22 protein-coding genes are annotated in these 24,863 nt (G+C 59.9%); 18 read left to right on the top strand and 4 right to left on the bottom strand.

The window, feature by feature from the left end:
* Positions 1-9 precede the first annotated feature (9 nt).
* The gene (locus HU718_RS11665) at positions 10-1,707 is read right to left on the bottom strand and encodes a sulfatase-like hydrolase/transferase (RefSeq protein ID WP_186613443.1); all 1,698 of its coding nucleotides are present in this window, start codon (positions 1,705-1,707) and stop codon (positions 10-12) included.
* A gap of 387 nt (positions 1,708-2,094) precedes the next feature.
* Here HU718_RS11665 and HU718_RS11660 point away from each other — a divergent pair, with 387 nt between their 5' ends.
* The 16 genes from HU718_RS11660 (at position 2,095) to HU718_RS11585 (ending at position 19,966) form a co-directional block, all read left to right on the top strand.
* Positions 2,095-3,447, top strand: coding sequence for a UDP-glucose dehydrogenase family protein (locus tag HU718_RS11660; protein WP_150707405.1), 1,353 nt, complete (start codon positions 2,095-2,097; stop codon positions 3,445-3,447).
* A complete protein-coding gene (locus tag HU718_RS11655; RefSeq protein WP_150730586.1) occupies positions 3,444-4,481 on the top strand; it encodes an NAD-dependent epimerase in 1,038 nt (345 codons plus the stop codon). The genes HU718_RS11660 and HU718_RS11655 overlap by 4 nt, the downstream gene beginning before the upstream one ends.
* 18 nt (positions 4,482-4,499) lie before the next feature.
* Positions 4,500-5,246 carry a sugar transferase gene (locus HU718_RS11650; protein ID WP_186613445.1) on the top strand — a complete coding sequence of 249 codons (747 nt, stop codon included), beginning with the start codon at positions 4,500-4,502 and terminating at the stop codon, positions 5,244-5,246.
* Positions 5,246-5,893 carry a CpsD/CapB family tyrosine-protein kinase gene (locus HU718_RS11645; RefSeq protein WP_038369597.1) on the top strand — a complete coding sequence of 216 codons (648 nt, stop codon included), beginning with the start codon at positions 5,246-5,248 and terminating at the stop codon, positions 5,891-5,893. The genes HU718_RS11650 and HU718_RS11645 overlap by 1 nt, the downstream gene beginning before the upstream one ends.
* A gap of 21 nt (positions 5,894-5,914) precedes the next feature.
* Positions 5,915-6,937 carry a polysaccharide biosynthesis/export family protein gene (locus HU718_RS11640; RefSeq protein ID WP_038369600.1) on the top strand — a complete coding sequence of 341 codons (1,023 nt, stop codon included), beginning with the start codon at positions 5,915-5,917 and terminating at the stop codon, positions 6,935-6,937.
* 16 nt (positions 6,938-6,953) lie between these two features.
* The gene (locus tag HU718_RS11635; protein WP_186613447.1) at positions 6,954-8,543 is read left to right on the top strand and encodes a GumC family protein; all 1,590 of its coding nucleotides are present in this window, start codon (positions 6,954-6,956) and stop codon (positions 8,541-8,543) included.
* A complete protein-coding gene (locus HU718_RS11630; protein WP_186613449.1) occupies positions 8,540-9,631 on the top strand; it encodes a glycosyltransferase family 4 protein in 1,092 nt (363 codons plus the stop codon). Before HU718_RS11635 ends, HU718_RS11630 begins: the two co-directional genes overlap by 4 nt.
* Complete coding sequence (locus tag HU718_RS11625; protein ID WP_102902809.1) at positions 9,628-10,995, top strand: O-antigen ligase family protein; 1,368 nt, start codon at positions 9,628-9,630, stop codon at positions 10,993-10,995. The genes HU718_RS11630 and HU718_RS11625 overlap by 4 nt, the downstream gene beginning before the upstream one ends.
* Positions 10,992-11,960, top strand: coding sequence for a glycosyltransferase (locus HU718_RS11620; RefSeq protein ID WP_150730590.1), 969 nt, complete (start codon positions 10,992-10,994; stop codon positions 11,958-11,960). The genes HU718_RS11625 and HU718_RS11620 overlap by 4 nt, the downstream gene beginning before the upstream one ends.
* Entirely contained in the window at positions 11,953-13,089 is a 1,137-nt protein-coding gene (locus HU718_RS11615; RefSeq protein WP_064392926.1) for a glycosyltransferase, read from the top strand. The genes HU718_RS11620 and HU718_RS11615 overlap by 8 nt, the downstream gene beginning before the upstream one ends.
* Positions 13,090-13,102: 13 nt before the next feature.
* Positions 13,103-14,104 (top strand): polysaccharide deacetylase family protein, encoded by a 1,002-nt coding sequence (locus HU718_RS11610; RefSeq protein WP_038369605.1) that lies wholly within the window; start codon positions 13,103-13,105, stop codon positions 14,102-14,104.
* Positions 14,101-15,408, top strand: coding sequence for an oligosaccharide flippase family protein (locus HU718_RS11605; RefSeq protein WP_038369606.1), 1,308 nt, complete (start codon positions 14,101-14,103; stop codon positions 15,406-15,408). Before HU718_RS11610 ends, HU718_RS11605 begins: the two co-directional genes overlap by 4 nt.
* Positions 15,405-17,324 (top strand): hypothetical protein, encoded by a 1,920-nt coding sequence (locus HU718_RS11600; RefSeq protein ID WP_186613451.1) that lies wholly within the window; start codon positions 15,405-15,407, stop codon positions 17,322-17,324. Before HU718_RS11605 ends, HU718_RS11600 begins: the two co-directional genes overlap by 4 nt.
* 68 nt (positions 17,325-17,392) lie before the next feature.
* Positions 17,393-18,082 carry a GNAT family N-acetyltransferase gene (locus tag HU718_RS11595; protein WP_186613453.1) on the top strand — a complete coding sequence of 230 codons (690 nt, stop codon included), beginning with the start codon at positions 17,393-17,395 and terminating at the stop codon, positions 18,080-18,082.
* Positions 18,083-18,086: 4 nt separating this feature from the next.
* Positions 18,087-19,277, top strand: coding sequence for a GNAT family N-acetyltransferase (locus HU718_RS11590; RefSeq protein ID WP_186613455.1), 1,191 nt, complete (start codon positions 18,087-18,089; stop codon positions 19,275-19,277).
* The gene (locus HU718_RS11585) at positions 19,274-19,966 is read left to right on the top strand and encodes a GNAT family N-acetyltransferase (RefSeq protein WP_186613457.1); all 693 of its coding nucleotides are present in this window, start codon (positions 19,274-19,276) and stop codon (positions 19,964-19,966) included. The genes HU718_RS11590 and HU718_RS11585 overlap by 4 nt, the downstream gene beginning before the upstream one ends.
* 137 nt (positions 19,967-20,103) lie before the next feature.
* On the opposite strand, the gene HU718_RS11580 is transcribed toward HU718_RS11585, so the two are convergent.
* Complete coding sequence (locus HU718_RS11580) at positions 20,104-20,901, bottom strand: class I SAM-dependent methyltransferase (RefSeq protein ID WP_186613459.1); 798 nt, start codon at positions 20,899-20,901, stop codon at positions 20,104-20,106.
* Positions 20,902-21,220: 319 nt separating this feature from the next.
* Here HU718_RS11580 and HU718_RS11575 point away from each other — a divergent pair, with 319 nt between their 5' ends.
* Positions 21,221-21,400 carry a helix-turn-helix domain-containing transcriptional regulator gene (locus HU718_RS11575; protein WP_186613461.1) on the top strand — a complete coding sequence of 60 codons (180 nt, stop codon included), beginning with the start codon at positions 21,221-21,223 and terminating at the stop codon, positions 21,398-21,400.
* A 56-nt stretch (positions 21,401-21,456) separates the two neighbouring features.
* Positions 21,457-21,804, top strand: coding sequence for a hypothetical protein (locus HU718_RS11570; RefSeq protein ID WP_186613463.1), 348 nt, complete (start codon positions 21,457-21,459; stop codon positions 21,802-21,804).
* A 144-nt stretch (positions 21,805-21,948) separates the two neighbouring features.
* On the opposite strand, the gene HU718_RS11565 is transcribed toward HU718_RS11570, so the two are convergent.
* Together HU718_RS11565 and HU718_RS11560 are read right to left on the bottom strand one after the other, a co-directional pair.
* The gene (locus HU718_RS11565) at positions 21,949-23,391 is read right to left on the bottom strand and encodes a sigma-54-dependent transcriptional regulator (protein ID WP_150707393.1); all 1,443 of its coding nucleotides are present in this window, start codon (positions 23,389-23,391) and stop codon (positions 21,949-21,951) included.
* Positions 23,360-24,850 (bottom strand): sensor histidine kinase, encoded by a 1,491-nt coding sequence (locus tag HU718_RS11560; RefSeq protein ID WP_150707392.1) that lies wholly within the window; start codon positions 24,848-24,850, stop codon positions 23,360-23,362. Before HU718_RS11560 ends, HU718_RS11565 begins: the two co-directional genes overlap by 32 nt.
* Positions 24,851-24,863 lie beyond the last annotated feature (13 nt).

Here is a 24,863-nt window from a genome sequence, read left to right as displayed (position 1 = left end):
ACTCAAAACTTACTGCCCCGCCGCGACACTCGCCGGTGCCTGCGACGGCGTGACAATGCTGCCCAGATCAATGTGCTTCCACTCAGGCTTGGCCCCCAACCGCGCATTGAAGCGGTAGTTGAAGGTGAACTCATCCGCCGTCGCGACACTCAGTGGCTTGCCATAAACCGCCTCGATCCCCGCCAGGTCATAGCCCATCAACTGCAGCAGGGTCGGAAAAATGTTGTAGTGGCTGGAACGATCCTTGTTCGCCGCCAATTGCGCCGACCAGTCCAGCGTCTTCAGCTCGCTGCCTTGAATCACCACCAGCGGCACCAATCCTTCCTCCTCCACCGGGTCGCCACCGCAGTGAGTGTTCAAACCCGGATTACCGCGTTCGTGCAAATCCTGGCCATGATCAGAGGTATAGATCAGCAGCGCATTGTTCAGATTGCCCTCGGCGAACACCCGCGCAAAGAACTCGCCGACGTTCCACAACACGGTGTTCTTGTAGGCATTGCGATACAGCACCCAGTCATCCGGCTGGCCATTGAAACCGTTGCGTTCACCGGTATCGGCCACCTCGGTGAACTGCCCGCGCGGTAAGGTCGGACGGTAGGCCATGAACGCATCCGGGTATTTGTCATGCACCGGGAAGTGCGCGCCGACCTTGTTGATCACCACCAGCTCTGACTTGTCGTCGTTGAGCAATTCGATGAGTTTCGCCGCTGCCGCCATGTCGCGATCGCGCACGCTGGTCTGGTCGAATTGCACGAACTGGTCGATGTCCTTCTTTTCGGTATCGGTCATCAGATTCTGCAGATTGCCGGCGGTGCGCTGGGCGTCGATGTAGACGGTGCGCAGCCCGGCCTTTTTGGCGTACTGCCAGATCGATGGCAACGTTGTGTTGATGCGCATGTAATCGGCGCGGGTACCGCCGTAGCGCAGGGTCACGTTGGTGTCGGCGCTGCAATTGGCAATGGACGCGGCGTAGCCGTAATTGAAGATGTCGACGCCAGGACGCGCTTGTTTGAGGTTGCTGTGCACACCAAACGGCGCGTTGATGTCCAGATAATTGCCGGAAATGCTTTCGTCGATGATCAGCACGATGTCATGGCCGACCGCTTGCGAGGTGCGCGCCAGTGTCACCGGTTCGCGCGGGCCGACCGTGTTATGCAGCGCTTCGTAGGCAAACAGATTCAGATAGGCCAGCGGCGTGTACATGATCGGCAAGCCACGGGCGCCCTCACCCGCACGCAAAAACAGCACGGCACTGAGCAGCAACACGCCGCACACCGGCGCCGCCACACGCAACGCGTTGGGAATTGCCAACCCATGGCGGGGTTTCAGGCCGATGCCGAACAGCAACAGCAAACCACTGAGCACGCCACGCAGGAGTGCGTCCCGGTACTGGTACGCCGCTTCCTGGATGAAACCGCCGGAGTAAACCAATGAGACGAAACCGCTGTAGGTCAGGTAATCCGCCGTGACCCGGGTATAAACATCGAAAAACACTGCCGAGGCAAACATTGCCAATGCGAACACGTGGCGAATGAGAGCCTGCCTTATATACGCCATTAGATATAACGCAAAAGTAAGCGCCAAAAACATCGCGCCAAAAAGAAGTACAGCAAAACCGAGGCCGATAGCATTTAACCGATCAATGTAATATTCGGAATACATCAACAAATAAACAATTAAGAACATTTCTTTGGCATATCTGAACATGGCGATACCGATCGGGCAAAACGGCAGGGAGTCAAAGGTTTGTCAGTCAAAACCTGACACTAGCACCCGGCCATAAAAGCGCAAGAATTGACTGTTTTTTGTAGAAAGCGTCAAAAAAACGGTGACTCAAATCTGACACAGCCAAAACGCTACAAGCCTTTAAATTAGCGGCTTACGACCGTTTATCGCATATTTTAAATCTGAACAAATCTGCACAAAAGCAACAAATTCAATCGCAGCAATGACTTGATGGCCAATCGCCAAAAAATGCTCAAGTGTTATACAGATGCAACATGTCATTTTGCTGACACGCTTTTCAAACGCTGCGCTATACCCCTTTAACTATCTCATTCCGTAGTTAACTTTTGGTGTTATTGAGGTGCGCAGATGGACGTGAGCGTATTTGGCACTGGCTATGTCGGACTTATACAAGCCGCCGCACTTGCAGATGTCGGTCATCGCGTTTTATGCGTGGACATTGACCCAAATAAAATCAAACAACTGCAACAAGCAGTTCCGCCCATTAGCGAGCCAGGTTTGTCCAGCACGCTTGAGGAGAACATCAAGGCTGGTCGTCTGTTGTTCAGTACTCAGGCCAGTGACGCGGTCGAGCATGCCGAGTTGATTTTCATCGCCGTCGGCACCCCGGCCGATGAGGATGGCTCCGCCGACCTCAGCCACGTGATCAACGTTGCTCGGCAAATCGCTTCGTACATGGAAGCTGACCGCACCCTGATCATCAAATCCACGGTGCCAGTGGGCACGGCCGATCAGGTGCTCGCCGCCGCCAATAGCGAACTGCAACGCCGCGACAAGAGCAGTCTCACGGTGCGCGTGGTGTCCAACCCGGAATTCCTCAAGGAAGGCAGCGCCCTCGCCGACTGCATGCGCCCGGACCGGATCATCGTCGGCACCCACGACGACGCGGCCCGCGAGCAGATGAGCGAGCTGTACGCACCCTTTTGCCGCAACCGCGAAAAACTGATGTTCATGGACAACCGCAGCGCCGAGCTGACCAAGTACGCGGCCAACGCCATGCTCGCGACGCGCATCAGCTTCATGAACGAGTTGGCCAACCTTACCGAATTGCTTGGCGCCGACATCGAAGCGGTGCGCAAAGGCATCGGCTCTGATCCGCGCATCGGCTACCACTTCATCTATCCGGGCTGCGGCTTCGGTGGCTCGTGCTTTCCCAAGGACCTGCGCGCCCTGCTGCACACCGCCGAACACAACGGCATGCCGCTGAAACTGCTGCGCAGCGTCACCGACGTCAACGACCTGCAGCGGCACATCCTGTTCAGCAAACTCAAAGCACAGTTCCCGCAAGGGCTGGCCGGTAAGTCCATCGCGATCTGGGGCCTGGCGTTCAAACCGAACACCGATGACATGCGCGAAGCACCAAGCCGTTATCTGATGGATGCGCTGTGGGCTGAAGGCGCCAGTGTGCAGGCCTACGACCCGGAAGCCATGTCCGAATGCCGGCGCCTCTACGGCTACCGCAACGATCTGCACCTGTGCGCCACCCGCGACGACACTCTGGAAGACGCCGATGCGCTGGTGATCTGCACCGAGTGGAAAAACTTCCGCGTGGTCGATTTCGATTTGCTCGCCGAAAAGCTGCGCTCAAAGGTGATCATCGACGGCCGCAACCTGTACAACCCGGAACAAGTGGCGGCCGCCGGCCTGCATTACAGCGGCATCGGTCTGCGCCACATTGCCCCTGAAGGGCTACGGCCATGAAGGTGCTGGTCACCGGTGCGGCCGGTTTCATTGGTGCTCATTGCGTATTGCGGCTGATGCGCGACGGGCACTCGGTGGTCGGGCTGGATAACTTCAACAGCTACTACGACCCGCAACTCAAGCACGACCGCGTGCAATGGGTGCGCGAGCAGGCCGGCGATTTCCAGCTCGCTACGGTTGACCTGGCCGATGCCTCGGCCATCGAAGCACTGTTTGTCCGCGAACGTCCGCAAGTGGTAATCCACCTCGCCGCGCAGGCTGGAGTGCGTTACTCGCTGGACAATCCACGGGCCTATCTGGACAGCAACCTCGACGGTTTCCTGAACATTCTGGAGAGCTGCCGGCATCACCCGGTCGAACACCTGATCTACGCCTCGTCGAGTTCGGTCTACGGCGCCAACCAGCACACGCCCTATTCGGTGAAGGACGGCGTCAATCACCCGCTGTCGCTGTACGCCGCCACTAAAAAAGCCAACGAGCTGATGGCGCACAGCTACAGCCATCTGTTCGGAATTCCCTGCACCGGCCTGCGCTTTTTCACCGTGTACGGGCCTTGGGGCCGGCCAGACATGTCACCGATCCAGTTCGCCCGGGCGATCAGCGAAGGCACGCCGCTGAAGCTGTTCAACTACGGCGAGCACCAGCGCGACTTCACCTACATCGACGACATCATCGAAAGCATCGCCCGCCTCATCGAGCAGCCACCGCAGGTCAATCCGCAGTGGGATCGCGAGCAGCCCGACCCGGCCAGCAGCATGGCGCCGTGGCGGCTGTTCAATATCGGCGGGCAGCACCCGGTCGAGCTGAAAACCTATCTGGCACTGCTGGAAAAGCACCTCGGTCAGACCGCCATTGTCGAGTTGCTGCCGCTGCAACCGGGCGACGTGCTCAACACTTGCGCCGAGGCCAGCGATCTGGCCCAGGCCACCGGATTTCAGCCCCGGATAGAGCTGGATGAGGGACTCGGACGCTTTATCGCCTGGTTCCGCGACTACTACCCCACTGCCTATCGCCCACGCGCCGTTCGCGGCTGAATTCATGTGGAGGACTCCATGACTGGACATGAGAAAGGTGTACCGATCCTAGAAATGCGCCGCGACAAGCGCGTGGATCCCGAGCACCGAATGCGTCTCGACGCGGCGATTCATCGCCAGGGTCGCGGCTGGTTCACGGGCCGCGACGGCGGTCGGCCATGGCAACTGTCACGCACCAATCGCGTGGTCGCCTGCCTTGGGGCGCTGCTGATCCTGGTGCTGATTTCCCCGCTGTTGCTGGGTCTGGCGCTGGTCATCAAGTTCAGCAGCCCAGGTCCGGTGATGTTCGTGCAGAAACGCACCGGTTATCGCGGGCGCAAATTCGGCATGTACAAATTCCGCACCATGGTGGCCAACGCCGAAGAGTTGAAAGAGTCACTGCGTCACCTCAACAAGCACGGTGCCGACGCGATCGATTTCAAGATCGACCACGACCCGCGCATCACCCGCATCGGCGGTTTCCTGCGGCGCACCAGCCTCGATGAACTGCCCAATCTGATCAATGTAGTGACCGGCGACATGCGCCTGGTCGGCCCGCGTCCGACCTCGTTCAACGCCTACCGCTACAAGGACAACCACCTCGCGCGTCTGGCGATCTACCCCGGCATGACCGGCCTGTGGCAGATCTCCGGACGCAGCAATATCGACTTCGACCAGCGCGTTGAGTTGGACCTCAGCTACATCGCCGAGCAGAGCCTTCTGCTTGATCTGAAGATTCTGTTGAAAACCCCCTTCAAAGTATTCAGCGGCCACGGAGCAAGCTAATGGACGGTTCAACCAACAAAAGCCTGAGCATCGCCACCCCCAGCGAATCGAACCTGACCTCGACCGTGCTGGATCTCGATCTGCGGATCCTGTTCCTGACCGCCGCCAACCCCGGCTCAGGCACCACCACCAGTGCGCTGGCGCTGGCCAGCCAACTGGCGCAAATGAGCAGCGGCCAAGTGCTGCTGGTCGATGCCAGTCAGTCGGCGAGCAATCTCACCCAGCAGTTGAACCTGAGCAAGGAGCGCGGTCTGCGCGACTTGCTGTTCAACCCCGACAAACCGCCGCTGTTGCAGGACTGCGTGGTACAGGTCTCAAGCCTGCCGTTCCACGTGCTGCCCAACGGCCGGCCGATCCGCACCCTGGAGCACCTGACCGCCGAGCGTCTGAGCCCGTTGCTTGATCAATTGGGCAGCCAGTACCGCTTTGTGGTGATCGATGGCGACGCGGTGTACTCCGATGCCGACACGCTGGTCATCAGCACGCAAGTCGATGGCGTGGTGCTTGTCGTACGCGCCGAAGACACCCGCTGGGAAGTCGCCCAGGCCGCCGTGCAACGCCTGACTCAGGCCGGTGCAAAAGTGGTCGGTAGCGTGTTCAACCGGCGCAAGTACTACATGCCCAAATGGCTTTACAAAAACCTGTAAGCGAACGCAAAGGATGACGCCATGAACGCCAAAATGCTTGTCCTGCTGTTGCTGCCGCTTGCAGGCTGCTCCAGCAATTCCGACACCCGCAACATGCCGGTGAATATCCTCACCGCCACACCGGCCAATGCGCAAGCCACCGACATGCCGAGGGTCGAGCAGACCCTGCGCCCGAAAGACGTGCTGGATGTGATTTTCCACATCAGCACCAGCGGCTCGGACGCTTACCGCGTGCAGTCGGGTGACCAGATCGGCCTGAACTTCACCGCCGCCAGTCAGCTCAACGGCACGCAACTGGTGCTGCCTGACGGCACCATCGAACTGCCGGGCGCCAACACCTCGGTGAAAATTGCCGGTTTGACCAGCGACGAGGCGCGGCAGGAAATCCAGCGCGCCTATCAACGCAAGCAGCTGTTCCAGCCCAACCGCAATCAGCTCTCGGTGCAGATTCTGAGCCCGCTGAGCAACGAGCAAAACCTTAAAAGCGCGCTGAACCACCCGGCCACCGGCATGAGCCGCGAAATCACCGTCGGCACCGATGGCTATGCGAGTTTTCCGGAAATCGGCGCTGTGCCGCTGCAAGGCATGACCGTCAATCAACTGGAAACCTTCCTCAACAGCAAGTACGCGCAATTGCCGGGGCGGATGACTGTGGATGTGCTGCTGAAATCCACCGCTGGCAACGAGATCTACGTGCTCGGCGAAGTCGCTCAACCGGGCTCGTACCCGATCCGCCGGCCGGTGTCGGTGCTTGAGGCGCTGACTCTGGCGCGCGGTACCAATGTCAAGGCGCGTCTCGATTCGGTAGTGATCATGCGGCGCAACGGCAATCAGGTGCAGGCCATGAACTACGACGTCGAGAAAGCACTGTCGGGCGATGCGCCACAGATCGCCTACCTGCAACCGGACGACATGCTCTACGTACCGAAAACCAAACTGGCCAGCGCCGGCGAACTCGCCCGCCAACTGGCCGATGTGGTGCTGTTCCAGGGCGTGGGGTTCAGCTTCGGCTACCGCGTCGACAACAAAGGCAGTGACAACTGACTCTCAGGTGAACGACATGAACCCAAAAGAAAATTACCTGCACGAGTTCTTCAGGATTTTCTTCGCCAACAAGCAAACGGTGAAGCGCATCTTCCTGATCTTTGCAGTGATCGCGCTGTTGCTGCCTCTGTTGCTCAAACAGAGCTTCGATATCACCGCGCAGGTGATCGTGCAGTCGAAAAAACTCTCCCAGGGCGATGCGACCACCTCGCTGACCCAGGACAACGCCACTTTCATTCCGCCATCGCTGGCGGACATGGAAACCGAAAGCAATATCCTCCGTTCGCCGGCGCTGATTCGTCAGACCATCAGCGAACTGCGCGATCAGGGTCAGTACAACCCGCCGCCGGGGATGCTCAGCAAACTGGCCGAACCGTTCAAGCGTTATGTCAGCACGCCGCTGCGCGAATACGTGATCAATCCGCTGCGTGATGCACTGGGCATGGAAACCGATCCGGTGCGCGACACGGCACTGGATGGCTTGACCCAGGAGGCCATCGACAATCTGAAGATTGAAACCCTGCCGGGTTCCAATGTCATCTCGATCGTCTACAGCTTTCCTGATCCCGCCCAGGGCACGACGTTCGTTGCCACGCTGTTGCGCAACTATCTGGTCGATCGTCAGGCCTTGCAATCGATCGAGCTGCCGCACTCGTTCTACGAGACCAAGAAGCATCAGTATCAGGTCCGCCTCGACGGTCTGGAAGGCGAGCGGCTGAGCCTGCTGGAAAGCGTCGGTTCGTCCGATCCGAAAGAGGAAATCACCTTCCGCCTCAACGCGATCAACACCGAAGAGCAGGCACTCAACCTGTATCGCGATCGCTTGCTGCAAAGCCAGCGCTGGCTCGATTACCTGAAAACCAGCCTGGCCAGCGCCAACACCAACAAACTCAATGACTACACCTTCCCGTTCACCTTCACGACGACGGTGGACAACATCGCGTTCGAGGATCGCGAGATCCGGCAGATGGGCGAGGCGCTGACCACTCAGGTCAGCCGCTATATGAACGACCTGGCGATCTTTCAGCCCAGCAGCGAACCGATGTTGCTGGCCCGCGAGCAGATTGCCCGCACACGCCAGCAGTTCCTCAAAGTGGTCAACAACCGCATCCAGGAACGCACGATCGACCTGTCGGTGGTCAGCCAGGTCATCGAGCAGAAAACCGCGCGCATTGCCGAGTTCAAGAATCGCATCCATCAATTGCAGCAAACCCAAAGCAAGCTGCGCCAGATGGACACCGAGATCGGCGCATTGCACGCAGCGTTCTCAACCTATGCGCAACGCTTTGCCGAAAGCAGCACGACGCGCGCGCTGGATAACGACTTGTCCAACGCCCGTGTCTTGAGCCCGCCGTATGAACCGACCGAGGCAGCGTTTCCGAAACCGATGCTGATCATTCCGTTCGGCCTGCTCACCGGACTGCTGCTGGCCATTGCCTTCGTCTACGTACGTGAGTTCTTCGATCACCGCTTCAAGCATCCGGCGCAAATCAGCCATGAACTGGGCCTGCCGGTGCTGTTGGTGCTCAACGAAGAAACGTCGCAGCCGGGTAATCCGCACAAGAACTGGACCGTGCCGAGCCTGGTTCACTGGGTGCGCAATTGAACGCGGCGTCCACCCCGTGCGTCGCCCTGCCGATCATTCATTTGCTCAGCAGCGGCGGCTTCTACGGCGCCGAGCGGATGTTGCTCGATCATTGCCTGGCGACGCCGGGACAGCATCAAGTGCTGTTCCTTGACGCGCCACCAGAGCTGATCGAGCGCTTTCGCCAGGCCGGGGTGGACGCTCGCAGCTGTGCCGGGCTCGGCGGACTGCTGCGGCACTTGCATCAGCGCCGTGGTGACAAGCCGTTGCTCAACACGCACAACTTCAAAGGGCTACTGTTCGGCTGGGTCGGCGCCACTATGTCGAGCCTGCCGCTGGTGGTCACTCAGCACGGTTTCACCCCGCGCAGTCGCAAGCAGAAGTTCTACACCTGGCTAAGCCTGCAATTGTGCCGCACGGCCTCGGTGAAGCGGGTGGTCTGCGTCGCGCAAAGCATCGCTGTGCTGCACCGTCAGGCTGGCGTCCGTGCCGAGAAGTTGCAGGTGATTGCCAACGGTTTGCCAGCGGCGCCAGCGCTGCCACCGGCGCTGGAACGACAACGCTGGCTGGTCGGTTACGTCGGCCGGTTGAGCAGCGAGAAAGGCCCGGATCTGTTTCTCGATGCGCTGATTGCGTTGTGTCACCAGCATCCGCAACTGGACGCCGTGATGCTCGGTGACGGTCCGGAACGTGAGGCCTTGCAGGCGCGTATCGACGCTGCCGGTTTACCACAGCGGATTCGCTTGCCGGGCTATCAGACGGCAATGCAAGGCTGGTGGCAGCAACTCGATGCGCTGGTGATCAGCTCGCGCACCGAGGGTACGCCGATGATTCTGCTCGAAGCGATGCAGGCCGGTGTGCCGGTGGTGGCGTTCGCGGTCGGTGGCATTCCCGATGTCTTGCAGGACCGTCACAACGGCCTGCTCGCCGCACCGACCGACACCGCCGCCCTCGCCCGTCAGCTCGACACGTTGCTGGCCGAACCGCAGCTGGCCGCCCAACTACGCGACAACGCCAGACGCACACAACAGGAACGCTACGACCTCAAGGCTTTGGCTGAACGCTGGTCGCAGCTGTACATCCACACGGCACGGGAGGCACGCGCATGATTTTCCCGCTCTCGATCGTCAGCCTGCTGGCACTGGTCTGCATGGCTTTGCTGGTCAGTCCTTATCCGTATCTGGCGCCGGGGGCGGTGTTGGGGCTGCTGGGTTTCACGGTGCTGTACCGCAAACCGTCGTGGGGCCTGCTGGGCATTGCCGCGCTGGTACCGTTTGAAGGGTTCTTCAAGGACAGCGCGTTATCCGGGAGCAAATTGATCGGTGCTTCGCTGGCGCTGATCCTGGCGTTGCAACTGGCATTGCATCAGATTCCATCGCAGCGCCTGCGCAGCAATCTGTGGCGCTACCTGATCGGTTTCATGGCGCTGTACCTGCTGAGCCTGCTCGCCACCGACAACATGGGCATGTCACAGAGTCATCTGCGTGAACTGAGCGTGGGCCTGATTCTTTTCGTGATCACCTTGTTGGTCGGCCGCGAGCTGAACCTCGATCTGTTCGCCCGGCTGGTCACGCTCAGCGTCAGCGCGACCTGCGCAATGGCGATGTTTTCCAGCCGATTCCAGGACAAGGGCCGCGCCGCCGGCCTGCTCGAAGACCCGAATGCCTTTGCTCTGCTGATCGCCTTCGCCGTGCCGCTGGGCCTGCTGCTGGTGATTCGCAGCCCGAACCTGCTGCACCGTCTGTTCTGGGCGGGCTGCTGCCTTTTGCTGCTCGGCGGCATGACCAAAACGGAGTCGCGCTCAGGGCTGGTGGTACTGGCCTTGAGTCTGGCGATCGGGGTCTGGCATTACCGCCAGCACCTCAACCGCATCCGTCCCCGGCATTTCGGCTTTGCCATGCTCGGTGCCGCCATCGTGCTGCCATTGGCGATTTATGCGATGCCTGCCGGTTACCTGGCGCGCATCCAGTCGCTGAGTATCTTGAGCGCCGGGGCCAAGGCTCAGGATGAATCCCTCGGCCGTCGCGCCTCGTACATTGTCGTCGGCAGCCAGATCATCCGCGAGCATCCGCTGCTCGGCTCCGGCCCCGGGACCTTCCCGTTGCACTATGCGACCACCGGTTATGCCAAGGCATTCTCGGCCAACCGCAAGATCGGCGACCTGTATCGCCGGGCGCACAACACTTATCTGGAGATCTTCAGCGAATTGGGGATTCCCGCCGGCCTGCTGTTTGTCGGCATGCTCGTGCAGGGTTTCTACAACCTGATCCGCGCACGACGCGAATGGCTGCAACGGCGCGAGTGGCAGCACGCCGACCTGATGACCCATCTGGGCATGAGTTTCCTGTCGTTGACGTTGTTTCTGATGTTTCTCAGCGCGCCGAACCTGAAGTACCTGTGGATCATGCTTGCACTGACCTGGGTGTTGCGCCTGAAAGCTGAACAAGCGCCGCTGACGGAGGCCAGAGCATGAGCCGGATAAGCATCGTCATTCCGATGTACAACGAGGCACGGCACATCGGCCGCACCCTCCTGGCCGCTCGCAAAGCCGCGAACGCCGCCGACATCGACTGTGAACTGATCGTCGTCGACAACGGTTCCACTGATGACGGGCCACAGATCGCCCGCGCATTCGGTGCACAGGTGCTGGTGCTGCCCGGCCTGCTGATCGGCGCTTTGCGCAATCGTGGCGCAACCGTTGCCAGCGGTGAATGGCTGGCGTTCATTGATGCCGATATCGAAATGCCCGAAGACTGGCTGAGCGAACTGTTCGCTCTCGAAGCGCAGAATCAGGGCGACATTTTTGGCCTGGATCTGCACACCCCCGCCGCCGCGCCGTGGTACGCGACCGCCTGGCAACGGCGCATGTTGCGTCCATCAACGCACGCCAGTCGCACCGTGGACTGGCTGCCCAGCGCCAACCTGTTGATGCGCAAACGGTGGTTTGACGTCGTCGGCGGATTCAACGAAACCCTGCGCACCGGCGAAGACAAGGAATACACCTTGCGTCTGAGCACACAGGGCGCTCGGCTGCTGTCGACCAGTAACAGCATCGCCCTGCATTGGGGCTACGAAATGAACTGGCGCGAGTGGATGGGCAAAGAGCTTTGGCGCCAGGGCAGCCACCTGCAGTTGTTGCGCACCCATGGCATGAGCCTGCGCCTGCTGCGTTTTCCGCTGCTGTCGTTGCTGGTCTGGATGACGGATTTTCTACTGATCGTTGCCTTGCTCGCCGGCCTCGCGCAGCTCGCGGTGATCCTGCTGGTGCTGACCCTGCTGCCGAGTCTGGCGCTCAGCGTGCGGCAGAGTATCAAGCACCACAATGCTCGCCTCACCTTGCAGCTTTGGGGTCTGCACTGGTTACGCCTGCACCTGCCCAGCGCGGCACTTGTTCTCAGTCTGTGTCATTGGAACGCCAGGAGGCCCGCCCGTGGCTGAATTCATTTTTTGCCTGTGCCTGCTGCTGCCGGCGTACGCCTACATCGGCTATCCGCTGCTGCTGACCTTGCTGGCGCCACTGTTCCCGGCCTGGCGGCACGCGCCGGCACCGCCGCTGAACGTCAGCATCGTCATCGCCGCGCACAACGAGGCGCGACACATCGAGCACAAGTTGCGCACCCTGCTGGCCCAGGATTATCAGCCCGCCACGCTGCAGATCATTCTCGCCAGCGACGGCTCGAGCGATGACACCGTGGCCTGCGCGCACAAAGTGATCGATCCGCGCATCACCGTCCTCGACCTGCCGCGCCAGGGCAAAGCCGCCACACTGAATGCCGGCGTCGCCGTGAGCAGCGGCGACATTCTGGTGTTCACCGACGCCGACAACCAATGGTCGCGCGACACCCTCGGCCATTTGCTCGCACCGTTGAGCGATCCGCAGGTCGGTGCCTGCGCCGGGCATATGGTGATCCCAGTCACCGGTGGCGGCCTGAGTATTGGCGACAGCCTCTATCGGCATTACGAAGGCTGGTTGCGCCGGGTCGAGAATCGCACCGGCTGCATGGTCTCCGCCGACGGCGCCCTGCTCGCCTTGCGCCGCGAGCTGTTCCAGAACGTACCGGCCGAGGTCAACGACGACTTCTTCATCAGTACCTGCGCGCCGGTCGCGCACAAACGCATCGTTTACGTCCCCCAGGCGCAAGTGATCGACCAGGGCGTCGACGAAGCGGGCAAGCAATGGCGCCGCCGCCAGCGGGTCACCGTCGGTGGTTTGCAAAGCCTGGCGCAACGCAGCGCCCTGCTGAATCCGTTCAAGTACGGCCTGTATTCCATCGCCTTGATCAGCCACAAACTGATCCGCCGCCTCGCGCCGATTCTCTTGCTGCCGCTGCTGCTGAGCAATTTCTGGCTGTGGAACGAACACGGTTTTTATCGCCTGAGTCTGGTTGCGCAATTGCTCGGTTACGCAGTGGCCATCGCCGGCCTGCTGGATTCGCAACACCGTTTGCCGAAGCCGTTCCGCCTCGCGGCGTTCCTGCTGGTGACGCTGGCCGGCATGAGCGTCGGTCTGTGGCAGTTCCTGCGCGGGCAACGTTACGCACAGTGGAATCCTGACCAGAATCGTTGAGAGGACTCATGCCATGGCGATCAAACAACTGCTAAAACGCACCAGCGGCTGGCTCTATCTCAACTCGTCTGTGGGGCGCAACCAGTTGCACGGTGCCGGGGTCATTCTGATGCTGCATCGGGTGTTGGCCAACGACCGTGCCGCCAACCTGCCGCACCGCAATGAACTGTGCGTCGGGCCCAAGGCCTTCGAGCATTTACTGCTGTGGCTGCGTCGGCATTTCGATTGCGTGCCGCTGATGGAAATCCTCCAGCCCAATTCGCTGCGCAGCGAGCGCCCACGGGTGGCGCTGACCTTTGATGACGGCTGGCGCGACAACGCCGTCAACGCCTTCCCGCTGCTGCAGAAACATCAGGTACCGGCGAGCATTTTCCTCTCCACCGATTTCATCGGCAGCCGTCAGCGTTTCTGGTGGGAAAGCCTTGGCGAAACCCTGTGGGGCAGCCACGGGGAAAAAGCGCGGATGCACTTGATCGAGTGCCTGCAGTTCATGCATCACCCATTGCCGGTACTGCTCGATGACATCGATGTCGACCGCCGCAGCCTGGCGCTGCTGCATTTCCTCCAAGGGTTGAAGACGCTTGACCCGCAGGAACTGGAAAAACTCACCGATGAGTGCCCAGCCGAATCACAGCCGCAAGCGCTGGACTGGCATCAAGTGCGCGCGCTGGAGGCTTCCGGTCTGGTGCGCTTTGGCCCGCACGGTGCCAGCCACGCCATCCTCACCGGCCTGGATGATCAGCGCCTGAACGAAGAAATCAGCCGCAGCCGTGATGCCTTGTACAACGGCTGCAACCGCCCACTGCCGGTATATTGCTACCCCAACGGCGACAACGATGAACGCGTGCGCGAGCAGATCGCCAATCACGATTATCCGTTTGCCCTCGGCACCGGCACCGGCATTTATCGCGGCGAAGGCGACCCGCTGAACCTGCCGCGCTTCGGCGTCAGTCAGCGCATCGCGTGCAATCCGGCGTTGTTGTCGTGGCGCATTTATCGCGGGGCACGGCCATGAGTCGCGGCAGCTACCTCAAGCACCTGGCCCTGAGCATGGGCACCAAACTGGCGATGATTGCCTTGCGCCTGCTGCGCAATGTGTTGCTGGCGCGGATTCTCGGCCCGAGTGAACGCGGTTTGTTCGCCCTGCTCAGCACTCTGCCGGATCTGATCAGCGCGGCGACCAGCGGCGGTTTGAATTCGGCAGTCGGTTATCAAGCGGCCAATCAGCGGCCGATGGGCTTGTTGCTTGCTCAGGTGTTGGTGTTCGGCTGTCTTCTGGCCGGGCTGCTGACCTTGCTGGTGGTCGCGCTGGCCCGTGAGTTCGGCAGCGAACTCGATGTGACGATGCAACTGGGTCTGCTGGCGTGGCTGTTGCTGCTGGCGGTGCCGTTGACCGTGCTCAAAAGCGGTCTGCTGACCTTGCACAACGCATCGGGTGGCGTGGTTGCCTTCAATGTTCTGCGGCTGATCGAATCCCTCGCGCCGCTGCTGTTGTTTGTTGCGCTGTTCTGGATGTGGAAAGAGGCAGCACTCGAAGCCGCGCTGATCAGTTGGCTGGCCGGCATCAGCCTGGTGGTGCTGGTCGGCTGGATGTGGCTCAAACGCGCACAACCGCTGCAACTGCAATGGGACCGTGCGAGCCAGAACGAGCTGCTGCGCTTCAGTGCGCGCAGCCATCCGGATCTGCTGTTTCAACAGATCATTCTGCGCTCCGACTACTTGTTTATCGGCGCCCTGCTGGGCAGTACCGCGCTCGGCCACTACGCCATGGCCAGCGCCGCCGCCGAACTGCTGTTGATCGTTCCCGAAGCGGTGACCACGCCGCTGATGAAGCGACTGCTGCAACAGGACAAAGGCATGGACAAGGTCACTCCGCTGGCCCTACGCCTGACCGCCACGGTGATGCTCGGCGCCTGCCTGACCATGGCAGTGATCGGCGAATGGCTGATCGTCACCCTGTTCGGCGCGGCGTATCAACCGGCGTATCCGGCGCTGCTCGCGTTGCTGCCCGGCCTGCTGGGCCTGTGCTATGCGAGCATTCTGCGCCTGGATCTGATTGGCAAGGATCGCCCCGGCACGGTGTCGTTGCTGATGGGCATCGGCGCGCTGCTCAACCTGGCGCTGAATCTGCTGTTGATTCCTGCCTACGGCATTGTCGGAGCAGCGGCGGCTTCATCAATCGCCTATCTGGCGGTGACGGTGGCGATGCTGGTGCTTTATTGCCGCTTGAGCAACGTGCCGTTCTGGCAAACCTTGATCATCCTGCCCAGCGACATCACCCCGATGTGGTTGATGCTGCAACGTCGGAAGACAGCATGAAACGCCTGGCCCTGCTGTTCGGACTCGTCCTGTCGCTGGACGCCTACGCGGCGTCGATGCGCTGGGGCGATATCCGCGACGGCAGTTTGTATCTGCAGGCCGATCGCGCGGACACCGTGACCGTCAGCTGGGTGCCCGCGTGGCAGGCAGAGGCTAACGAAGAGCATCTTTACCTGCTCGACGGTCAGGGCAAGTTGCAGGGCGAACGGTTGATCAAGGCCAATGAAACCCGTGGCAGCCAGAGCTGGCCGCTGGCACCTGGTGCTGCGAGTTATCAACTGGAGATTCCCGGCTACAGTTTCCGCGGGTACCGGATCGAACATGACGAAAAAACCGTGGCGCTGTTTGCCCCGGCCAAGGTGCATTTCAGCGCGGAAGTACGTAACGCCACTGAGCTGTATTTCAGAGTCGCACCCGGCGAACACGCGGTGCTGGCCGGCAAGTTCCATGGCGGCGTCAGCGGTTTGCAGGCACAGCGGGTTGGCGATGGACAGCAACTGTCATTGGCACTGAAACCCTATCGTGCCTATTGGCAGTTCGATCAAGTCGCGCTGCCCGTCAGCGAACAACCGCAGGTCTGGCGCCTGCTTCTGCAAGGTAGGGGCAAAGCCGCATTCTGGCTCGATGGCACGGCGAATCTGTTTGCGCAGAATCCGCAGCAGCTCAAACCCTTACAGTCAGAACCGGGGCAGATGCGTCTGACCCTGCACGAAAAAATTCTCGGACGCACGCCGGATCTGGGAATCGCACTGCCTTACCTCGTACCGCCGCCGGCCAGTCACGCCGTACTCGATGCCTTGAAACCCACCGCTGCGAGCTACTACAGCTTTGTTGACGTCACCGCGAAGAATCCACATTTCGAAGACGCGTTCCGTCAGCTTTATCAAAATCGCTTCGGCATTCGCCAGGACATCACCCTGCTCGCCGGCACCGGGCGTCAGGCCGATCTGCGCGCCGATGGACAAAGCAACAGCGGCCTCGACGCCTGGCTCGCCGGCACTCGCGCCCTGGGTGGCAAAGGCACGCATTACATCGGTTTCGCCGACGAGCCTAATCTCAACTATTCAAGCTACGAACAATACCGGGCGATCTTCAGCAGCATGGCGCGGCAGGTGCGCAGCGACCCAGCCAACGCCAAGGCCGGCGTGCGCATCGCAATGCCGGCCAGCTCGCGGCTGGTCAACGGGCCGTTCACCGAAAACGCAGCGGACAAGCGCGGCATCGATTGGGCGCGGCGTCTACTCAGTGAATCCGCCGATCAGGTCGATGCATTGGCCTGGCATGAATGGATGATTCGCGACTTGCTGGCGACCCGGGTCTACCGCGACAGCGTGCGCCGCGCAGCAGACCTGGTGGGGCTGGACGCTAAAGGTCAGCCACGCAAAGCGTTGCTGCTGGATCAGACCAATCTGTCCAGTGGCTCAGCCCTGAGCCCCTACGATCAGGAAACCCATTACACCGCGCTGTGGTGGGCCTCGGTGGTCATCAACGCTTCTCAGGATGGACTGCTGAGCATGCTCAACTGGTTTCAGGCCGCCGACGAACCGCCCTACGGCAAAGGCATGGTGCGCATACATGACGATGGTCGCTTCGAGCTGAAACCGGTGGGCCTTGCCCAGCAATTCATCGCCCGGCATTGGCTGCCGCAAGTGCTGCAACTGGATAACGACGCTTTTGAGGTGGATGTCCTGGCGATGGCCGGCGACGAGCAACGCGCACTGCTCGGGGTGAACAAGGGCACGCGCCTGCAACGCGTTGATCTGAGCGGTGCCAAATGCCCGCTGAACCAAAGCGCCTTGCGTTTCTTCGGCGCTGACAATCGCAGCCGCGACATACCGTTTGCCTGCGAAAACGGCCGCGTACGTTTCGATTTACCGGGGCAAACCCTGTTTGCCCTGACCTGGAGCGCTTCATGAACCGCCCTTCGATGTTCTGCCCCGCGAGCCTCTTGCTGTGCGTGGGACCCTTAACAGGAGAAGAGACCATGGATGTATTGCGAAGACTGTGCGGACATATCCGTCGTAAAGGCCTGCGAGCGACCTTGGCGAAGATCCGCAGAATGTACATTTTTGCCCATCAGGAACTGCTGTGGATGGAGCGCGATCTGGTCAGCCCAGTGCCGCCACACAGCCTCAAACCCTACCCGCCACTGCGCATGCTGAAGATCACCGAAAGCAACGCCAGCGCCTTTACTCGCTACTTCGGCAACCGCGTCGGCGTCATGGCCGAGCTGGCCAGTGACGGTCACACCGGGCATATGCATATCGACGACAACGGCGATGCCGTGGCGTTTATCTGGGGCACACCACGCGACTATTTCGATCGGCATTACTACCGTTGCCGGTTCCCGGTTAAACCCGGAGAGTTTTTCGAGTTCGGCGGCGAACTGACCCGTGCCTACTGGGGCACCGAATTGTCGGTAGATCTGCAACTGCGCCTGTGGGAAGCCATGGCCTTGAAAGGCTGCCGCAAAGTGGTCGATGTCTGTGACTCGAGCAACGTCCCGGCGCTCAAGCTGCACCTGCGCATGGGCTATACCGAACAACAGCGGATCATGAATATCTACACGCTGTTCGGCCGCTGGCGCTTCTATCGCGAAACCCGCTACAGCGGCTCGCGTCTGGCGGCGCTGGGTAAAACTTCCCGTCCATCTGTCACAGCAACGGCGGCCTGACCCCATGGTGATGCGATTCGAATGGCGCACGTCCCTGTGCGCTGCCGACTTCCCGGCGACAGCCTACGAAGCACTGCGCCTGCGCGTGGCCGACCACACGCCGTTCAACAATCTTGGCTGGTTGTGCGCGGCAGAGCAGGCCTTGGACGAGGATCAGCGCCTGCACATTCTGTTCGGCTGGGAAGCCGAGCAATTGCTGCTGTGCCTGCCACTGGTGGCCAGCCGTGAACGCTTCGCTGGCGTACCGTTTCGCGTTCTGCATCACTTGGGTTATCCAATGGCCGATCGCCTGGCCCTGCTGTCGTTGCTCGGCAGCGAAGACATGCACAAGGCGCTGGTGCTGATCCGCAAACATCTGCCCCATGCGCTGCTGCAACTCAATGAACTGTCGGAACCTGCCGGTGAAGAAAGTGCGCTCACCGAATGGATGGCGCGCAGTTCCACGGCTGAACGGCGCCTGAGTTGCCGAGTGCCGGTGCATCTGATCAGCGACGCCGATCATCAGGAGATCTCCGGCGACCCGCGCTACAAGCTGCGTCGGGCGCGCAAACGGATTGCCGCATGCGATGCGCAAGTGCGACGAATCACCCCCGATGCGCTGTCGATGCCTACGATTTTGGAAGCGCTGCAGGAAGTCGAGGCGGTCAGTTGGAAAGGTGACGAAGGCGTCGGGATTTTCGCCACCGAACGCAGTTGTCGGTGGATGCAAAGCGCCTTCACCGCCCTCGCCGACCAAGGCCTGGTGCGGGTGGTGACGCTGGAGCTGAACGGCCGCTGCATCAGCTATCGCCTCGGCCTGCTCGAACAGGGCCGGCTCTACGATTACAACCTGGCATTTTTGCCGCAATACGCCGACCTCGGTAGCGGCCGGGTGTTGCTGGAGGAATGGATTCGTTGGGGGCTGGATGAGCACTGGCGCTGGATCGATGCGTCTCGGGTCAGCCTGGAAAACTCCAGCCATCAACTGCACGAACGCATGACCGGGCAACTGGAACACTGGCGCTGGAGTTTCTACTCATGGCGCCCGAGCGGTCTGCTGCTGGGCCTGGGGTTACGCCTTTGGCACCACGTCAAACCGGCCCTGCAAAAATGGCGCGCACCGCGTGCCGGCCACTCGACGGCGGCGAACACATCCGAAATTCAACCGGCAACACCATCCAACACACCTGGGCTATCGCCTCGGAGGGCATCATGAGCGTCATCGAAAATCTGCTTCTGCGCATCAAACAAAAAGGCCTGCGCCGCACCCTTGGCGCGCTGTGGAAACGTTACGTGTTCGCTCACCGTGAACTGCTGTGGATGGAGCGCGACCTGGTCACACCGATTGCCCCGAACAAACTGCGCCCCTGTGAAGGCTTGCGCAGAGTCGACATCACCGAGGACAACGCCAAGGCGTTCGGCAAGTACTTTGGTGACCGCGTGGAGACCATGGCCGAATTGGCCGCTGAAGGGCATACGGGGCATATGCACTTGGACCAGGACGGTCACACCGTCGGGTTTGTCTGGGCCAGCACTCGCGACTATTACGACCGCCACTTCTACCGCTGCACGTTCCCGGTCAAGCCCGGTGAATACTTTCAGTTCGGTGCCGAAATTACCCGGCAGTATTTCGGCAGTAGCTTGACCGTCGATGCACAGACCGCACTCTGGCAAGTCATGTCTGCCCGAGGCTTTAAAAAAGTGGTGGATATCTGCGACAACGCCAATGTACAGGCGCTGAAGATGCATATTCGCCTGGGCTATCAGGAACAAGGGCATATCACCCATGTTTACGACCTGCTCGGGCACTGGCGTTTCTTCCGCGAATCGAACTACAGCAACTCGAGACTGGAGGCGCTGCGCAAGCCGGAAAGACCGGCAGTGACGGTGGCGGCGCAGGCTTGATTCAATCTCAGGATTTGTAGCGGTGGCGAGGCCGCCTTCGCGAGCAGGCTCGCTCCCACACTGGATCTGTGCAGTACACAAAACCAATGTGGGAGCGAGCCTGCTCGCGAAGAGGCCATTTGTCACAATGGAAAACTTCAGGTCTTGGTAGCGATCAGGGTAAAACACATCGGCATCTGCGCCTCTCGATTCAGATACCGGTCATAGACCTCTTCCCGATTCGAATGCGCATACTCCTTGAAGTGCGCAATGTTCAGCCCCGCCGCAATGGCACCACTGAAAATCGCCCCCAGCGTGTGCACAAACCAATACGACTTTGCCGACTGCTGCTCAACCTTGCCGACGTAGACAATCGGTTCTTCCTGCACAAACGGCTCGGCGCGGAAGTAGGAACTGGCGAGGCGGTAAGGATCCTCTGCGTCGGGATCGACCATCTCCAGAAATGGATGGGTTTCATAGATCACCAGTTTGCCACCCGGCTTCAGCGTTGAAGCGACGTGGCGGAAGAACTCGCCGATGTCCGGCATCCAGTTGAGAACACCGATGGTGATCAGCGCCACATCGAAGCGGTTCTGCAATGACGCTGGCAAATGATGGATATCGGTTTCGATGAACTCGGCGTTGTGCGGTGAACGCTTGTTCAGCTGACGCGCCTGTTCGAGAAACGCCGCCGATTGATCGACACCGACCACGCTGCGTGCACCGAGGGCAAACAACGACAGACTCTCGCGGCCATTGTTGCAACCCAGTTGAATCACATCTTTGCCGTCGACCTCCAGCAACCCGCTCAGGGTCTCATCAAGGCAGGAGAAATCCACCTGTCCAACCTCACTGAGCAAAGCCTGCCAGTCAGGCGAATCCTGGTGATGGCGGGCGGAATCGTTCCACGCCTTTCGATTGCTGTCGATGGCGGTTTTATTGTTGGGCACTTCCATGGCGCACTCCGGACGATGCTCGTGATTGAGCGGATCCGAGTCTAGATCAGCTCTTCAATTGCGGTTGTTGCAAACTTGTAAGCCAATTCGTGTAGGAGCTGCCGCAGGCTGCGATCTTTTGATCTGGTTTTTAAAGGTCAAGATCAAAAGATCGCAGCCTGCGGCAGCTCCTACATATCTGAGTGTTCATGCCTACAAGTGTCGGCGAATTATCAAAACAGATAACGGACACGGCTGACTATTCAACTCGACTCATATGGATATCCTCACAAAGCGCAAACATCCGACGCGCACAAAAAATGGCTAAGGAGCTTTAACCATGAGCCAGACGTTGACAAATTTCGACGTGATAGCACTGCTGGACAGTGACGAAGCCATCAACGAATACCTGTCCCAGGTTCTTGTAGATGGGGATAACGAAGAGTTTCTTCGCGCAATCGGCTATGTGCTCAAGGCCTGCGCACAGCCGGGGCACGTGATCAATCACCCGGTTGTTTGAATGTCGGGCAGCTATAGTTAATAGCCTTGGGGAAAACCGCACTCGCAGGTGCCGCCATGCATATGCTCGCTCGGCTGTTGTTGACCGGCTGTCTGCTCGCTGCCACTCAGGCGCAAGCGCTGGACAGCAATTTCAATTATTACGGGCCTAACCAGCCCTTCGCTCACCCTGCTCCGTATTCACTGAGTTCCACACCGCCCAAGCCTTACGACGATACGGCGCCGCAGGATTTTGTGGTGATCCCGGATGACCACGTGTTTTACGATTCGCAGTTGCCGACCGTGGCGGATGCGACGGTGCGGGTGTTTATCCGCACGTACGATGCCGAGCGTGGGATTTATGTGAATGACGAGGTGTTGGATCCGGGTTGTGTGCTGGAGTGTTTGAGTCGGCAGCAGCATTGATTCTGACGACCAAGTATTAACCAGACACCACAAAACCCTGTGGGAGCGAGCCTGCTCGCGAATGCGGTGGATCAGTCACTTTGATGTTGGCTGACACACCGCATTCGCGAGCAGGCTCACTCCTACAGGGGATTTGCGGTGGGGCTACCACTGCCGTTTATCCGGCCGGGCGAGGCCGAGTTTTTCGATGCGGTAGCGCAACATGTCGCGGCTCAGGCCCAGCAGGCGCGCGGACTTGGTGACGTTCCAGTCGGTCTTGTCGAGCATCTTGCGCACCATGTCGCGTTCGACTTCCGGCAGGTTCATCGACTCCATATTGCTCGCCGGACGCGGTTCGTAGGGCGACACAGGTTCGTGGTGTTGATGCTGATGCTGCGGCGGCAGCTCGTCACACAGGCTCATGCACACGTTTAACTGATGCGCAGCAATCGTGTCGCTCGGCGCCAGCAACACGGTCTGCTCGAGCATGTTGCGCAGCTCGCGCACATTGCCCGGCCAGGTGTAACTGAGCAGCAACTCCTCGGCCTGCTGGCTGAAATGCAGATTCGGTTTGCCATAGCGCTTGCCGTGGCTGGCGAGGAAGTGCCGCGCCAGCAACAGAATGTCATCGCCCCGGGCATAAAGCCGCGGCACTTTGATCGAAATGATCCGCAGACGGAAAAACAGATCACGACGGAATTTGCCCTGCTGAACCATCTGCTCAAGGTTGCAGTTGGTCGCGCTGATCACCCGCAGATTGACCTTGCGCTCCTTCACCGAGCCAACCCGGCGAATGGTGCGGTCCTCCAGCAACTTCAAAATCTTCGCCTGCAACAGCAGGTCCATCTCGCCAATCTCATCAAGAAACAGCGTGCCGCCATCCGCCGCTTCCACCAGCCCGACGCGGCGATCCTTGGCGTCAGTGAACGCACCCTTCTCATGCCCGAACAGCTCAGATTCCACCAGATTCGACGGGATCGACGCACAGTTGAATTCAATAAACGGACCTTTGCTGCGCGGCCCGTCGAAGTGCAGCGCCCGCGCCACCAATTCCTTGCCGGTGCCGGTCTCGCCTTCGACCAGAACCGGCGGCAGATCGGTGTTGGCCATGCGCCGCTCGGCATCGAGCAACTGGCCGATGGTGTTCTTCAGATACTGCATCGGCGCCGAGTCGCCGATCAGCGCCTGCACCCCGGATTTCTGCGCCTCACGCTCCTGATAGAACGACAGCGTGCGCTCCATCCGTTCGGTGGCCAGGGCCTTGTCGAGCAGCAGTTTGAGCTCCGTCAGCGCGACCGGTTTGGTGACGTAATGAAAGGCGCCCTCCTTCATCGCCACCACCGCATCTTCAACGTTGCCGTAACCGGTCATCATGATCACTTTCAGATCCGGTGCGCTGATGCGCAGCTTCTGGATCAGCTCGTGACCGCTCATGCCCGGCAGCGAGTTGTCGGTCAGCACAATGTCGGGCATGAACGTTTCCAGTTGCCCTAACGCGTCTTCGGCCGAATGGCAGACGGTCACCTCGAAGTCTTTGCGCTCCAGGTAGGTCTGAATATTCTCGGCCAACAGTTCGTCATCCTCGACCAGCAGAATGCTGTGTTCCATATTCCCCTCCCGATGCCACTTTGAAGTTGAGACTGACGCGGGTTCCCTCCTGCTCTTTGCTGGTCAAAACGACCGAGCCCTGAAAACGCTCCATGATTCTTTTGACCAACGCCAGGCCAACCCCGAGGCCGCCCTGTTTGGTGGTAAAAAACGGTTTGAACACCAACAGTTGCTGCTGCGCGCTCATGCCCTTGCCGGTGTCGCTCACGGTCAGACGCACGCTGTCCGGCTGCGGCGATTCGAATTCGACGCTGAGCACACCGCCCTTGGGCATGGCTTCCAGGGCATTGGCAAACAGGCTATTGAGTATTTGCGTGAGCAGCACCTTTTGACTGACGACCGGCGCGCAGTTTTGCGGACTGAATCGCACTTCGACGCCACTGCGTTTGATCAATGCATCAAATGCGCCAAAGGTATCTTCAACCGCCAACACCAGATCCACCGCCTCGCCGTCGTCATTCATCGGCCGCAGCGACACCAGCAACTCGCGCACCCAGCGTGACATGCGATCGACCTGGCTGATGATGTCGCCAATATTGCGTTGCGCACCGGGGCTGGCGACTTCCTGGGCCAGTTCGGCACTGGAGCGTATGGTCGCCAGCGGATTGCGCAAGCTGTGCGCCACTGCCGAGGACATCTCGCCGAGGGCGACGAAGGTTTCGTTGCTGATCAGCTGTTGCTGCTGGCTCTGCAGCAATTTCGCCGCACGGCGGACGATCCAGAACAAGGCTAGAAAGATCGCCGCACCGCCGAAACACGTCGCTGCCCAGATTGAGGCGAACCCACGGTCGATGCGATCGACCAGATCCGCCGGTTCCTTGTAGACCTCAACCATGGCGACAACTTTGCTTTTGTCGGCGTTGAACATCGGGATGTAGTTCTCGATGAACAGGTATTTCGGTTCGCGCAACATTTGCTGCTCGGGTTTCTCATCGTCGATCTTGTGGTAGCTGGAAGACACCGGCACTTTCATCTCGAATGATTCGTCGAGTTCATCGTCATCCTTGATGTGCACACCGATAAGCTCAGCGTTGGTCGACCAGATCACCGTGCGATCCAAGGCGTACACCGTGGCCAGGAGAATGTCCGGCAGGTGTTCGACATGGTCGAGAAATTCGATACGTGCAGAAGCCTGTAACACAGGGTCGACATCTGGGAAGTTGCCGTCCTGGCGCGGGTCGAGCATTTCGCCCATCGTCCGGTTCGGATTGATTTTGGCGTGGCGCATTTCCGCTGCGCCAATGGCCTCAACGAATTGCGCGGTCAGCAGCGCATCGCGCTCGACACTTTCGGTGACCACGAAGCGTGTGGAGATATAACCCAGCCCCAACGCCACGGCGGCGATGATGAAAAAACTCGCGAGCGAGAACCAGCGCAGCAGATTGAACTGCTCGCGCCAGCCCTTGCATGCGACCGATGGGTTCGGTGCAGAGGTTTTTTGTGCTTCCAGTCGCTGCATGGGAGTGGCCCTG

Source organism: Pseudomonas tensinigenes (assembly GCF_014268445.2).
GTDB lineage: Bacteria > Pseudomonadota > Gammaproteobacteria > Pseudomonadales > Pseudomonadaceae > Aquipseudomonas > Aquipseudomonas tensinigenes.
Note: the sequence above shows the minus strand (reverse complement) of the source record. Positions and strands in the feature narration are given on the sequence as shown.